The sequence below is a fragment of the Shouchella shacheensis genome, assembly GCF_001484965.1.
Lineage (GTDB): Bacteria > Bacillota > Bacilli > Bacillales > Bacillaceae_D > Shouchella > Shouchella shacheensis.
Window position 1 is genome coordinate 37,266 of record NZ_KQ947396.1, and the last position, 14,716, is coordinate 51,981.

General features: G+C 49.5%; 9 protein-coding genes. All 9 read right to left on the bottom strand.

What is annotated here, in order from left to right; genetic code table 11:
* Positions 1-134 precede the first annotated feature (134 nt).
* Complete coding sequence (locus tag AVZ68_RS04575) at positions 135-1,307, bottom strand: PDZ domain-containing protein (protein ID WP_059103351.1); 1,173 nt, start codon at positions 1,305-1,307, stop codon at positions 135-137.
* 142 nt (positions 1,308-1,449) lie between these two features.
* A complete protein-coding gene (locus tag AVZ68_RS04580) occupies positions 1,450-2,910 on the bottom strand; it encodes a S41 family peptidase (protein WP_082676301.1) in 1,461 nt (486 codons plus the stop codon).
* 479 nt (positions 2,911-3,389) lie between these two features.
* Positions 3,390-4,811, bottom strand: a complete 1,422-nt coding sequence (locus AVZ68_RS04585) for a peptidoglycan DD-metalloendopeptidase family protein (protein ID WP_059103352.1) — start codon at positions 4,809-4,811, stop codon at positions 3,390-3,392.
* Positions 4,812-4,838: 27 nt separating this feature from the next.
* Positions 4,839-5,732 (bottom strand): permease-like cell division protein FtsX, encoded by an 894-nt coding sequence (gene ftsX, locus AVZ68_RS04590; protein WP_059103353.1) that lies wholly within the window; start codon positions 5,730-5,732, stop codon positions 4,839-4,841.
* Positions 5,722-6,408 (bottom strand): cell division ATP-binding protein FtsE, encoded by a 687-nt coding sequence (ftsE, locus tag AVZ68_RS04595; RefSeq protein ID WP_059103354.1) that lies wholly within the window; start codon positions 6,406-6,408, stop codon positions 5,722-5,724. Before ftsE ends, ftsX begins: the two co-directional genes overlap by 11 nt.
* 429 nt (positions 6,409-6,837) lie before the next feature.
* On the bottom strand, positions 6,838-7,707 hold the full coding sequence (locus tag AVZ68_RS04600) for a YitT family protein (protein ID WP_059103355.1): 870 nt from the start codon (positions 7,705-7,707) through the stop codon (positions 6,838-6,840).
* A gap of 210 nt (positions 7,708-7,917) precedes the next feature.
* Entirely contained in the window at positions 7,918-10,311 is a 2,394-nt protein-coding gene (locus tag AVZ68_RS04605) for a S8 family peptidase (protein ID WP_059103356.1), read from the bottom strand.
* A gap of 573 nt (positions 10,312-10,884) precedes the next feature.
* Positions 10,885-11,989, bottom strand: a protein-coding gene (gene prfB, locus AVZ68_RS04610) for a peptide chain release factor 2 (RefSeq protein ID WP_157404574.1) whose coding sequence is annotated in 2 segments (ribosomal slippage) — positions 10,885-11,916 and positions 11,918-11,989 — 1,104 coding nt in all. Because the reading frame shifts where the segments join, the coding sequence is not laid out codon by codon here.
* Between the two features lie 32 nt (positions 11,990-12,021).
* Entirely contained in the window at positions 12,022-14,544 is a 2,523-nt protein-coding gene (gene secA, locus AVZ68_RS04615; protein WP_059103358.1) for a preprotein translocase subunit SecA, read from the bottom strand.
* Positions 14,545-14,716 lie beyond the last annotated feature (172 nt).

A 14,716-nucleotide genomic window follows, 5' to 3' on the forward strand; every position in this document is an offset into this window, starting at 1 on the left:
CGCTTTTCTTCTGATCCAGCTGCGGCGGGTAGGAGCTTCGAGATTTTTCGCCCTGACAACGAAATCCAAAACCGGGATTTCTTTTGTCAGGTCTCCAAAATTCTCACTCCTGACCAACCCGCCTCCGCTTTTCTTCACACTACAGAATTGGATAGCTTGGTCTCTGTTCGTACGAGCAAGACTCCGACTTGATGGTGCTGCCCGGCATACAAAGCCCCCTGCTCAAAGCGGATCTCGCCCTCTAAGTCGCGGACGTCGAGCTTGCAGTAAACAGCGTTTTGTTGAAGCGCTGCATAAAAATTCTCTTCCGAAGAAACACGCAAGCCGTTCACTTTCACAATTTGCTCTCCAGGCTTGAGGTTCATTTTCGCTGCCGGGCTCCCTGGGATTACGCCGACAATCGTACAGCCCTCCCTCGATTCCGTGAAGAAAGCGGTTTTGGTCCGTTCGGTTAGCATGGGCAGGAGGGTCATTGTCACTCTCACGCCAAGAAGCACGAGAACCATGACGACCAAAAGCCAAGGGACCGGCCAGGCAACGTACGTACAAGCCAAGGCAAGCGCTAGTAAGGCGAACCCGAGCGATCGGTGACCATATGTGCGAATCGCTTCCTGAGGTGGGGCCGAACGTTTTTTCATTTGAAATCCGATAAGAAAGGGCACAAGCAGCGGCTGAAAGCTTGTCTCACCTAGGCTAAAAACAGGCCAGTATCCAGCTGCAGGAATTAACCCTTCCGGAATAAAGAGGACCACAGGCAAAATCCACAATCGTTTTGCCAAATGGACGCCAATCCATTTGCCACGCTTTCCACGTTCCAGCTGCGGAGACGTGAATGCTGGTCCATTTTTCAAAATAAGCAGCGACTCTGCGACAAGCAAAAGAGCTAGAAGAAGAAAGAGACCTGGCACCACCTCTGTTGATACCTCAAGCCAGCCTGGGACGCTCGCCCCATCTAAAACCACAATCGCTACAAGCGTACTCCCCAAGGCATAGACCGGGGACATCACGTGCACTTGCGCAGTAGCTACCATAAGAACATAGCCAAATAATAGCAGCAGAAGAGCAGAAAAAGGGAGGACCACTCCGAGACTAACAGTCACCAATGATATCAGCACACCCATCACAAGACTTGGCAAAAAAGGGATGATCATGTCCGCCCTCTTGGCTAGAACCCTTGTATGAAAAGACGCACGTTCCTTAGAAACGCGATGCAAGCTCATGACAAAGATAGCGACCACACCTATATATAGAAGAGGATGAGCAAAAAAACCTCCAAGCATTACACCAAGCATCTGTACAACATCCATCATGTCCCACTCCTAGCACATTCACACGAGTCCTTCAACTCTTAGTCTAAAAAAAAGGGTTCGTCTACCACTTAGGCAGACGCCCCTTATCGTTCGACAAACCCTGCAACAATTCCTCTTTTTCACACAAACGTCCGAGTCATTAGTTATCCCTATGTCCAAGAACGACATCTATCGCTGTTTGCAGCTGGAGGTCATTGTCTGAATCACGGATGTGCTCAAGAATTTCTTCCTGCAACCTCCCTGCCGTTTCCTGATCAATCTCGCCGCTATCTTCTAGGTCGACAGACTGTTGGAAGGCCTTCACCGCCTGCTCCGTTTGCTCATCAAAGTATCCGTCGTTTCGCCCCGTTTCAAAGCCAAGACCCTTCAGCATGTTTTGCGCATTGGTCACTTGGTCTGAGACTGTATCCGCAACTAACGGCTCCTCCACAGAAAGTGCAATCGAATAAAAATAATCCGGCTGCATTTTCTCAATCGTTGGCTCTACCCCTTCGCCATCAATATTGTTTCCTCCCGCCGTCAGCCAGCGATCCGTTGTTATTTTTAAGGCACTGCCGTCCTCCATCGGAATCGACTGCTGGACGGTTCCTTTTCCAAATGTCGTTTCGCCAACCAACTCAAAGCCTGCGGACTCTTTCATCGCGGCGGCCAAAATTTCAGAAGCGGAAGCACTGCTGCCGTTAATCAAACCAACCACTGGGTAATCCTTTGTCTCTTCCATTTTTGAAAGGTACGCATGTTTTTCTCCTGATCCGTCCTCAATTTGTACCACGGGCTCGCCTTCTGGAATCAGCTGATCACCAATCTCCTCTGCCGCTTGCAAGTAGCCGCCAGGGTTTCCACGGACATCCACAATGAGGCCGTCCATTCCCTCGTTTTCTAGCTCTGTTAGCCCCTCTTCAAACTGAGTGGCGACGTCTTCAGAAAAATTGGTGACTTCTAAGTGCCCAACGGTTTGACCGTCCTTCTCAATCGTCTCCGTACGCACTGACTCCACCGTAATCGTATCGCGTGTCACTTCTACGTCAAACGTGTCCGCTGCTGCACTTCGATCAATCGTTAGTGTCACATCGGTTCCGCCCTCGCCCCTGATTTGCGCAACGGCTTCATCCACCGACCAACCTTCAATCGATTCGCCGTCAATTGCGACGATGCTATCATTCGGGAGAATTCCTGCTTGTTCCGCAGGCGAATCTTTCATCGGGCTAATAATGGTGACCTGCCCATCCACCATTCCCACTTCCGCCCCAATCCCTTCAAAATTAGAGCTAAGCGATTGCTGAAATTCCTCAGCGTCTTCCCGGTTCATATAGCTTGAGAATGGATCGTCTAGCGTCTCTACCATCCCGTTTATCGCCCCTTCAATCAGGTCGGCTTGATCCAGCTCCTCGACGTAGCTTGAATCAATGGTTTCCAGAGCCTGGGAAAACTTCTCGAGAAGCTCCTCATCACTCAGTGATTCAGTGGCCTCTCCTCCAGTCAACGGAGTCCCTGATGGAGAAAGTGGCTCTCCGCTATCGTTACTCGTAAAGAAAAATACCGCGCCTAGAGCCACGATGAGCACACAGGCAATCATTATAAAAAAATGCTTCGATCTCACACTAACCACTCCCACAAATTGGCTTCATTGGCTAAATCCTAGGGTTCACCTAGCGCCACACCATGTGAACCGGAACGGAAGACTCTATGTCATGTATATGAAAGCCTGTACGTCGTATGCACGTTCACTTCCTACTATTCTAGAACGTAGTTGAATCGTTGTCAAAAGACGTTTACTGCATATCCGAAAAGTGCAGGCGGGTTGCTCACGAGCGACAAGTTCTGGAGCGACGTCATATCAAGCCCGGTATTGGCTTGATCTGGCGGCGTGAAGAAACCTCGAGCGAGTGGGCACCAGAGCTAGACAAGAAAAGCGCAAGCGGGTCGAACAGAAGCGCGGATTTTGGAAGGCCTGGACGAGAAATCCCGGTCTTCGATTTCAGGCCAGGACTGAAAAATCCCGAGCTTCTACCCTGCCGGAGCTAGAAATGAAAAGACGCTCGTTGTATCGAACGAGCGCCTTCTAGTACTTTCAATCTCTTAATGTGGAATATAGTTTAATGGATTCACAGCGTTTGAGAAGGAGCGGTTCCACTCCCCCTCATGCACTTCAAAATGCAAATGCTGTCCTGTTGAAGAGCCGGTATTGCCCATGGTACCAATCGTTTGCCCTTGCTCCACACGATCGCCAACGCTCACATCCGTTGCATCGAGGTGGGCATAAACAGTGCTCATACGCTCGCCATCAACCTGGTGAGTGACAATCACCCAGTTGCCGTAGCTAGCGCTGTATTCTGCTAGAGCAACGGTTCCTTCTTTAGCGGCCACGACAGGTACGTCCCCTCCTTGAGCAATGTCAATGCCATTGTGCATCGACCGTTCTCCAGAAATTGGGTGCAGGCGTGGGCCAAAGGGCGAAGTAACCCTTCCTGCCGCTGGACGGATAAAGCCGCTCTCTGAAACGGTAGAGCCTTGAACTTCAGCGCCTCGTTCAGCTGATTGATTCGCATTCGCTGACTTTAACTCAGACGTTGAGCCAGAGGCTGACTCAGACGATGAATCCGATTCAGTCTCTGAAGAAAAGGCACTCGCTTCTTCTCTTTTTTTGCGCTCTTGTTCCTGCTCGCGCTTCTGTTCTGCTCTGAATTCTCGCTGGCGCTGCTCTTCCGCCTCTTGCTTGCGCTTTTCTTCCGCCTCTTCCCAGGCGGCCAGCTCTACCTGCAGCGCCTCTTCTTGGCTTTTTAAAATTTCTTCTTCACTTGAAATCTCACCCAGCTCTTCTGCAAGCTGTGCCTCCGTGTCTTCAAGCTCATCCAGGGCCGTCGCCATTTCCTCCTGTTGCTCATCAAGCTCGGCTTTCAATCCTTCAAGCTCCGTCTTTTGTTCGCTCACAGCAGCCCTCTGCCCTTCAACCGCTTGCTTGGATGCTTCGAGCGCTTCTTGATCTTTCGCATGCTCTTCTACTAGCGACCGATCGTGTTCAGCTATGGTTGTTACAGCCCCCATTCGGTCAATGAAATCGCCAAAACTCTGCGAACCGAGGAGAACTTCCAGATAGCTCATATCGCCGCCCGCTTCATAGATGGCGACCGCGCGGCTTTCTAGTAGCGCATTCCTTTCGCTGATGCGTTCTTCAAGCTCTGCAATCTCTTTCTCTTGTCGGACAATGTCCTCTTCGAGATCAGCGAGTTCCGCTTCTTTCTCCTCAAGTTCCTCGGCCGCCTCTGAAGCCTCCACCTCAATCTCTTCTAGATTCCGAGTGAGCTCTTTTAGTTCCAGATCTAGCTTTGTGATTTCCTCCTGCTTGTTTTTCGCTTCCTTGCTTTTTTCTTCCTGCTCATCCTGAACGTCATTCATTTGGCCCCTCAGTTCTTCATTGGCACTGACGTACGGCGACGGAGATACCATCCCCCCAACAACTAAACCGACTGCCAGCGCAGCAACTGCCGCCTTCTTCCTCATGTCCCCACTCCCCCATCAAACATTCTTCTAAGCCTTTAAAAACTTACGGACAGACATCACACTTCCCCAAATGCCAACAAAAAGCCCAATGGCCAGCAGCAGCATCCCCACCTGCCATACGAGCGGGAACGGCGGTAGGATCGAATAGAAGCTACTGCTTAACGTCGCTCCGTACTGGGTATATAGGTAGGAGTAACCGCCTACGACCAGACCTATGGGCACAAAGGATCCAATGAGCCCGAGTGATGCCCCCTCTACAAAGAAGGGCCAGCGCACAAAGGCATTCGTTGCACCAACAAGCTTCATAATTTGAATCTCTTTTGAGCGAGCGACAATGGTTAATTTGATCGTGTTGGAGATTAAAAACATCGCCGTGAACATCAGGCTCACCGCTAAAATCACGCCGATCATTCGCCCAACATTGGTGATGGCAAACAGAGAACCTACGGCTTCCTCTCCGTAATTGACGGAGCGGATAGACTCTAGTTCATCAATGGAACCGGCGACTTGTTCGGTTAGCTGGGGATTTGTAGCGAAGACTTGGAAGGCGTCAGGCAAGGGGTTTTCCTCTCTCAAACTCTCAAAAGCTTGTCCACTTTCACCGGTAGAGGCAATTAAATCCTCAAGTCCTTCATCGCGGCTCACAAAGTTTACGCTCTCGACCGTTTCCATTTCTTCTATGGTTCTTTCAAGCTCTTCTTGCTCCTCCTCTGACGCGTTCAAGGCAATATGCGCGCGCATCTCGACATTATCCTCGAGCGTACTCGCAATATGATTGGCGTTTAACACAAATAGGAGGAAGATGCCAACGACAAGAAGCATCACCATCACGGCGCTTGCGGAAGCAAATGTCATCCAACCACTTCGAACGAGGTTCTTACAGCCTACAATGAGATGGCGCTTAAACGTTCTAAGCTTCATACCCGTAACTCCCTCTTGCCTCGTCACGTACGACTCGTCCACGCTCAATCGCAATTACACGACGCTTTAAGGTGTTGACAATTTCTTTGTTGTGGGTAGCCATCATGATGGTCGTCCCTTTTGCATTAATAGATTCCAAAACATCCATAATGCTCCAAGCCGTATCAGGATCCAAGTTGCCCGTGGGCTCATCCGCAATCATCACGTCCGGGCTGTTGACAAACGCCCGCGCAATCGCCGCACGCTGCTGCTCTCCCCCGGACAATTCCCCGGGCACAAACTTCGCCTTGCTTTTTAATTTCACAAGATCTAGCGCTTCATTCACTTTTTTCTGAATAATCGTCGGGTGCTCCTCAATCACTTCTAAAGCAAACGCAATATTTTCAAAGACTGTGAGGGTGGGAAGAAGTTTGAAATCCTGAAAGACAACAGCCACTTTTCTGCGAAGTGCGGGTATTTTTCGGGGCCTGAGTGAAGAAAGCCTTACATTGTTAATGAAAATCTCTCCCTGTGTGGCTCGTTCTTCTCTATACAATAAGCGGATTAGCGTCGATTTGCCTGCACCACTTGGGCCGACAATATAAACGAATTCTCCTTTATCTACATGAATGGTAATGCCATTAATGGCTTTAACATTGTTCGAATAGACTTTCCAGACATCTTGCAGTTTGATCATATATACACTCCTTCTAACGCAATCAACTCGTTCTGTGAAGGTTTTTGTCGGTAAAGAGGCAAATCTGTCACAATCTCTTTGCGGTAATTATATCACCGGCCAATACTGGGTAACATTACAGTTCTATTTCATTTCGATGAATGGATTGAAAAGCGGAGGCGGGTCGATCAGGAGCGAGAATTTTGGAGACCCGATAAAAGAAATCCCGCTCTCGGATTTCGTTATCGGGGCGAAAAATCTCGACGCTCCTACCCGCCGGAGCTAGACACGAAAAGCGCAGGCGCCCTGCTCACGAGCGACAAGTTCTGGAGCGACGGCAGTATCAAGCCCGGTCTTGGCTTGATCTGGCGGCGTGAAGAAACCTCGAGCGAGTGGGGCCGCAGCTAGACAAAAAACCGCCACCACACGAAGTCAGTAGCGTTTCTACGGTTATGTATTTTTAAACCCTTCGCCTAGGACTTCCGAAGCGTTGGTCACAATCACAAACGCTTTCGGATCAGCGGCTCTCGCTGTTTGCTTCAACTTGGCGATCTCCGTTTGATTGACCACGCACATCAGCACCGACCGCGACTGCTTCGTATACCCTCCATACCCCACAAGCTTGGTCACCCCACGATCAATCGACTGAAAAATCGCTTGTTGCAGCTTTTCCTCATTATCCGAAATAATATAAGCCACCTTCGAATAGCCAATTCCTAACTGCACGAGATCAATTGTCTTGCTGATTACAAACAAGGAGATGAGCGCATAAAGGCCAAGCTCAATCGAAAACACAATTGCGGATGTCAAAACAACAAGGCCGTCAATAATCCCGACGCAGAGCCCAGCAGATAAATTTGTGAACCGTTGCACAACCTGAGCAGCAAGGTCCGTCCCTCCTGTACTGGCATTAGCTTGAAACACGATCCCAAGCCCCACTCCGACGAGAACGCCTCCAAATAGAGCACCAAGCAAAGGGTCGCTGACGTCGACTTGCCAACCTCGGCTAATAAAGACGACGAATGGCAAAAAAACCGTGCCCACGAGCGTTTTCACCCCGTAGCGCAACCCCCCAAGTAGCCACAAGCCCATGAGAAAAAGGGGAATATTCAGCGCCCACTGGGTATAAGCCGGCTCAATTCCGAGCGTATACGTGACAATGGTACTGATCCCGCTTACGCCGCCAGGAGCAATTTGATTGGGCAGGAAAAACAGATTAAAGGCAAAAGCGATCAACGCGGCCCCAATCAAAATACGGGTATAATCATAGATCCCTTGTAAAAAAGGACTACGGACTCTGGCTCTGGGACGAGGTGGCATCGTGAGGTTCACTCCTTTCAATTTTAAGCGCGCACCTAGGAGGAAACCACTACATCAGTCAAGGTGCGACGTTCCACGTTTCTTATCGTGCGCACAGAGACCATTTTCATGCACACCAGCCTTCTCTCCTATACATCAACAGTAAAAAAGGATGACCCACAAGCAAAGCTGCCTGCGGTCATCCTTTTTCATTACTTTTGGGGTTGGCTATTAAAAATCCAACTCTGCTAAAACATAGTCTGTTTGACCGTTAGCTGTGGCAAATACGGCCACATAGTTCCCATTTTCGATCACTTCACCTGTAGCGATGGTTCCATCCCACTCGATCGTATTATACCCTTCTGAAAGGTCTTCAGTGGAAGGACCTGCTCCCAGTGGCTGCAAGTTTTCATCATAAGCAGCAACTTGGACGGTATCAGCGCCTCCTGGCAAGTAGAAGTTCAGCGCAAAGCCCTCGCTTGCTTCAGAGACAGCCAAGCTGGTCACACGCGGATAGTCTGGCTCTTGCACAAAGAGAATCGTAGGCACTTCAAACGTTTCTTCCCCATCGCTAATGCGAATCATTCCTTCATAATACCCCTGCTCCAACTGGGAAGCGTTCACTTGTACGTTCATGTTGACTTTCTGAGATTTGCCCGGTTGCACATTCAAGTTATTGCTTGTGTTTACTCTGATCCCCTGCGGATCTCCCTTAAACTCTACGTCAAACGAATACCGTTTGCGTTCATCGGATAAGTTTTTAATTTCAAAGTGTTGACGTTCCACCTGACGCCCGTTGTCTTTAGCAAATTTTCCAAACGAATAACTCCCTGGCACAGCCAATGTTTTTGTTTGGATGGCCTCCGGCACACGAATGCTGCCTGCTCCTTGCGTGTTATGAGCATACATAGTCCCGTCCGGATCAGTAATACGTTCCGCGGTGTTCATGAGACTCGCTTTCACTTCCTCCACACCCCAGTCAGGATGAGCTTCCAGAATGAGAGCTGCTGCTCCAGCAACGTGAGGGGCAGCCATACTCGTCCCTTGTAGAGCTGCATACCCGTGTGGATTTTCAGGGTTATGCGTTGGGACCGTACTTGTAATGTTCACACCGGGCGCAACCACATCCGGTTTGATCATCCAAGTGTCCATGACCGGGCCTCTGGAAGAAAAGTCAGCCACAGATTCCCCTACTTCTCCTGCTTCTTCGATAGAGATGGTGATGGTGTTATTTCCCGCTTCCAGTTCATCGAGCATCTTTTGACCGTCCACATTATTCAGCATCACTGTAGGTAGAGCCAAGCTAGGGATATAAGGCATATCTCCATCTACATTATTATACATAATGACACCCGCTGCTCCGGCTTCCTTCGCATTGTCGACTTTCTCGACAAAAGGAAGATCGCCACGGCTGATCAGGGCCACTTTCCCTTCTACATCTACGCCTTCAAAGTCTTCCGTAAAGGCTAGTCCTACATCCACAAGTTCATAGTCATTGCCATCTAGCTGCGTAATGCCTTCCTCCGGACCCGGACCCATTACAGCTGCGCTCGGGTAAGAGACACCTCCGTCCGTCTCCACCTGTGCATTAAATACCGCATATGGCAGTTGCGTAGCGCCTACGGAAATGGCATCACGAGACGTACCAGGAGAACCGACTGTCCACTCTGCTGGGCCTGCGTTTCCGTTTGACGTGACGGCCATCACTCCTTCTGCCATCGCTCGATCTAGAGCCAAGCTCGTGGCGAAGTCCGGATCATTCAACGTATTGCCGAGAGAGAGGTTCATGACGTCCGCTCCGTCCTGCACCGCCTGTTCAATACCGGCGATCACATTGGCCGTCGAGCCACTGCCTCCAGGCCCTAGCACACGATAGGCAAGCAGCGTCGCATCCGGAGCTACACCTTTAATTTCACCGTTTGCAGCTACCGTTCCCGCAACGTGGGAGCCATGATTCGTGGCGTTTCCTCTCGGGTCACCAGGCGGCGTCTCTTGCGGATCATCGTCATTATCTACAAGGTCCCGTCCTTTGTAATCACCAAAAGCATGTGCCAAATCAGGGTGGGTATAGTCCACACCCGTGTCGATGATAGCAACGGTAACTTCTTCACCTGTGTAGCCTAGATCCTCCCATACCTCATTCGCCCCAATAAAAGGCGCGCTGTCAAACATGTATGGAACAGCATCATCAGGGGCTGTTTCCATTTCCGGCACTTCGTATTCCACGTCAGGGTAGACGGCTCTAACCTCTTCATGGGAGAGAATATACTGAATCTCATTTGCCGGAAGCTCCACAGAGAGGCCTGACAACAAGTAGTCATACTCCTGCTTAACTTCTACATTGCCAACCTCATCCTCTAGGTCTGCGACAAGTTGATTTCTTTTGCTTTCGATCTCCGACTCGCTTTGAGCTTGTCCATTTTGCTTCGCTTCAACGACCGCTTCTTCCTTCAATTCAACAATGACCGTCGTTGGTTCCGTTGATGAAACGTCAATCGTCCCATACAATTCCGCCAACTCCGGCGTACCTCCGTCCCCTTGATTGGCGAACGCCGAGCCAAAGGGCGACAATGCAAATAAAAGTGCTAATACGACGATAAATGGTTTCTTATTCGTAAAATACAAACCCTATTCCCCTCTTTCTAACTAGATTTTATCTGGCTAATTTTTAAAAAACAACATGGCCTCCTTTCTCATTTGCGAAAGCTAAGAAGGTTCTGAAAGAGGAACCTATGAATCTATTATACTGGAGAAACCATTTCGTTTCTCTAATGATTTCGTTAGCTTTTCGTACCAGTTTATTGCACTAAAAAAGACTATTTACCCGTGTGCTTTTCCTAAATGAGGGCATATAGTCCTTTTTTCGGTATGTGAACTGAAAAGCGCAGGCGCCCTGCTCACGAGCGACAAGTTCTGGAGCGCCGTCAGTATCAAGCCCGGTCTTGGCTTGATCTGGCGGCGTGAAGAAACCTCGAGCGAGTGGGCGCCGCAGCTAGACAAGAAAAGCGCAGGTGGGTTGATCAGGAGCGAGAATTTTGGAGACCTGACAAAAGAAATCCCGATCTTGGATTTCGTTGTCAGGACGAAAAATCTCGACGCTCCTACCCGCCGGAGCTAGACACGAAAAGCGCAGGCGGATGGGCAGGAGCGAGACAAAAAAAAGAGATCGCCGTAAAACAGCAACCTCTCTCCTCTTTCTTATACAGACATCGATTGGCGCAAATAGGCATCGATAAAGCCATCGAGTTCTCCGTCCATCACCGCATTCGTATTGCCGACTTCAAAATTGGTGCGGTGGTCTTTGACCATCGAGTACGGATGGAACACATACGAGCGAATCTGGCTTCCCCACCCAATCTCTTTTTGCTCGCCGCGAATTTCCGCAAGCTCCTGTTCCTGCTCTTCAATCCGACGCTGATAGAGTTTCGCTTTCATCATTTTCATCGCTTGCTCGCGGTTTTTAATTTGCGAGCGCTCACTTTGGCAGGTGACAACCGTATTCGTTGGCAAATGCGTGATTCGGACCGCCGAATCAGTGGTATTGACGTGCTGTCCACCTGCGCCGCTGGCTCGGTACGTATCAATCTTTAACTCTTCTGTGTTAACTTCAATGTCAATGGTATCATCAAGTTCCGGCATTAACTCACACGACACAAAGGACGTATGGCGTCGACCGGAGGAATCAAACGGCGAAATGCGCACAAGACGGTGGACACCTTTTTCTGCTTTCAAATAGCCGTAAGCGTTATGGCCTTTAATTAGAAGCGTCACGCTTTTTACACCAGCTTCATCTCCTGGGAGGTAGTCAAGCGTTTCGACGCTGAACCCTCGCTGTTCCGCCCAGCGCGTATACATACGAAGCAGCATCGCTGCCCAGTCCTGGGACTCGGTCCCCCCGGCACCTGGATGCAGCTCAAGAATGGCATTGTTCTTGTCATAGGGCTCGCTTAATAAAAGCTGTAGCTCAAAGTTATTGACTTTAGAAATCAGCGACGTAACACCACTCTCAAGTTCTGAGGCCAGTTCCGCATCGCCCTCTTCTTTCACTAGCTCGTACGACACTTCGAGATCCTCATAAGCGGACTCTAAATCTCGAAACGTATACGCCTGCTCCTTCAGGCCATTCGTTTCATTAATCACCTTCTGTGCGGTTTCCTGATCGTTCCAAAATTCCGGGTCCGTCATTTTTTCTTCAAGCTCGGCAATTCTCTCTTCCTTTTCTTCTAAGTCAAAGAGACCCCCTAAACTCTGATAGTCGCTTCTCTATTGTCGTCAGCTCTTGCTTTATTTCCGTTAAATCCATCTCGACACCTCAAGTTACGGCGGACAAACCCTTTAGGCGCTTGCGCCGCAGCAATTTTTGTATTTCTTTCCACTTCCGCAAATACACGGATCGTTTCGTCCAATCGTTTCACCTTTGCGAATCGGCTTTCGTCTCGGTTGCTTCTCCTGCTCTTCACCCGTGGGACGAACCGCTTTTCCTTCAGCCACTTTTTGTCGCTCAAGGTTTTGCTGTACCTGGGCTTTCATAATGTACATGGAGACTTCATCTTCAATTTCAGCTACCATGGCCTCGAACATGCTAAACCCTTCGAAACGATATTCACGCAAAGGATCGTTCTGACCATAGGCCCGAAGGTGAATCCCTTGTCTGAGCTGATCCATCTGATCAATATGATTCATCCACTTTCGGTCGACGGTACGAAGCACGATCACCTTCTCAAACTCACGCATATGCTCTTCCGTTACTTCTTGCTGCTTCGCGTTGTACGCTTGCATGACTTTGTCATTGAGAATTTCAATGATTTCATCCTGCTCTTTACCTTTAATTTCTTGTTCTGCGAGCTCATCATCTCCAAGAAGTTGAGAGTTCATATAAGAAACAATCGCTGCGAGGTCCCAGTCTTCCTGAACTTCTGCTTCAGGTGTATGCAGCTGCACCGTGCGCTCCACCGTCGATTTCATCATGTTTTCAACGATAGCCTTCAAGTTGTCCGCCTCAATGACTTCCATCCGCTGCTTGTATATGATTTCGCGCTGTTCACGCATCACGTCATCATACTGCAAGACTTGCTTCCGCGCATCAAAGTTGTTTCCTTCCACTCGTTTCTGGGCGGTCTCCACCGCACGAGAAACAAGCTTTGATTCGATCGGCTGATCTTCCTCCATGCCGAGCCTCTCCATCATTGAGCGCATATTATCGGAGCCAAAGCGACGCATGAGCTCATCTTCCATCGACAAATAGAACTGGGAGGAGCCTACATCCCCTTGCCGTCCGGCACGCCCACGCAACTGGTTGTCAATCCGTCTGCTTTCATGGCGTTCTGTGCCAAGCACATGCAGACCGCCAATCTCTTTAACACCGTCGCCAAGCTTAATATCGGTCCCTCGTCCAGCCATGTTGGTCGCAATCGTCACCGATCCCTTGTGGCCAGCTCGCTCAATAATTTCCGCTTCGCTCTCATGGTTTTTTGCGTTTAACACATGATGCCTAATCCGCTTTTTCGCAAGCATCTTGGAAACAAGCTCAGACGTTTCAACACTCACAGTCCCGACAAGCACAGGCTGCCCCTTTTTATACAGCTCCTCGATCTCTTGCACCACCGCTTTAAACTTCGCTTCCATTGTTTTGTAAATGAGATCGGCCTTGTCCTCACGAGCAATCGGCTTGTTTGTTGGAACGACCATCACATCCATCCCGTAAATATTACGGAATTCCTCTTCTTCCGTTTTCGCCGTCCCTGTCATCCCGGCCAGCTTCTGATACATTCGAAAGTAGTTTTGAAACGTGGTTGATGCGAGAGTCATGCTTTCCTTTTGGATTTGCAGGCCTTCCTTCGCTTCAATCGCTTGGTGAAGACCATCGCTGTAGCGCCGCCCTTTCATCAAGCGACCGGTAAACTGGTCAACGATGACAGCCTCTCCGTCCTCTACCACATAATCGCCATCGCGCTCCATCGCTACATGAGCCTTCAGCGCTTGCGTGATGTGATGGTTGAGTTGGACATGTTTTTGGTCATAAAGATTATCAATATTAAAGGCACGCTCAGCCTTATTGACCCCTTCCTCGGTCAGCTGAACGTTTTTCGTCTTCTCATCATACGTGTAGTCCTCTTCATTTTTAAGAACGCGCACAAAGGTATTCGCCTGTGCATAAAGCTGTGTTTTTCGTTCCACTGAGCCGGAGATAATCAGCGGCGTTCTTGCTTCATCAACGAGAATAGAATCGACTTCGTCCACAAGCGCAAAGTTCAGCGGGCGCTGAACCATCTGTTCTTTGTACAGCACCATATTGTCACGCAAATAGTCAAACCCGAGCTCATTGTTTGTGCTGTAGGTCACATCTGCGGCGTAGGCGGCTTGTTTCTCCTCTCTGGACAAACCCGTTTCATTGAGCCCGACCGTCAGACCGAGAAACTGGAAAATACGTCCGTAATTTTCAAGGTCACGTCCAGCCAAGTAGTTGTTCACCGTGACAATATGCACACCTTTACGGGCGAGGGCTTGGACATAAACAGCAATGGTACCGACAAGCGTCTTCCCTTCCCCTGTCTTCATCTCCGCAATGTTTCCTTGATGAAGAGCAAGAGCGCCAAGCAGTTGAACACGGTACGGATATTCGCCAAGCACACGGCCTGCGGCTTCACGAACGACAGCGAGTGCGGGCACGACAATATCATCTAGCTTGTCTCCGTCCTCCATTCGCTTCTGAAATTCGACCGTTTTTTGTTTTAAGCCGTCATCAGAGAGTTTACGCATATCATCGGCTAATGCTTCAATTTGGTCCACGATTTTCTCATTTTTCTTTAGCTGCTTTTGGCTAGGATCACCAACCACTTTTTTTAATAACCCAAGCATCCAATCTTCCTCTCTTTGGCTCATCTATTTCCGTTAAAGCGTACTCTTTTGAAAGGAAATCCTGTACGCTATAGTTTATCAGGTTCCATACCACCTTACAAGACAGGGCGTCCGCAAGTCCAAACGCGCACAAAGAAGCGCAACCGGAAGTCGGCTACGCCTTGATTATGTG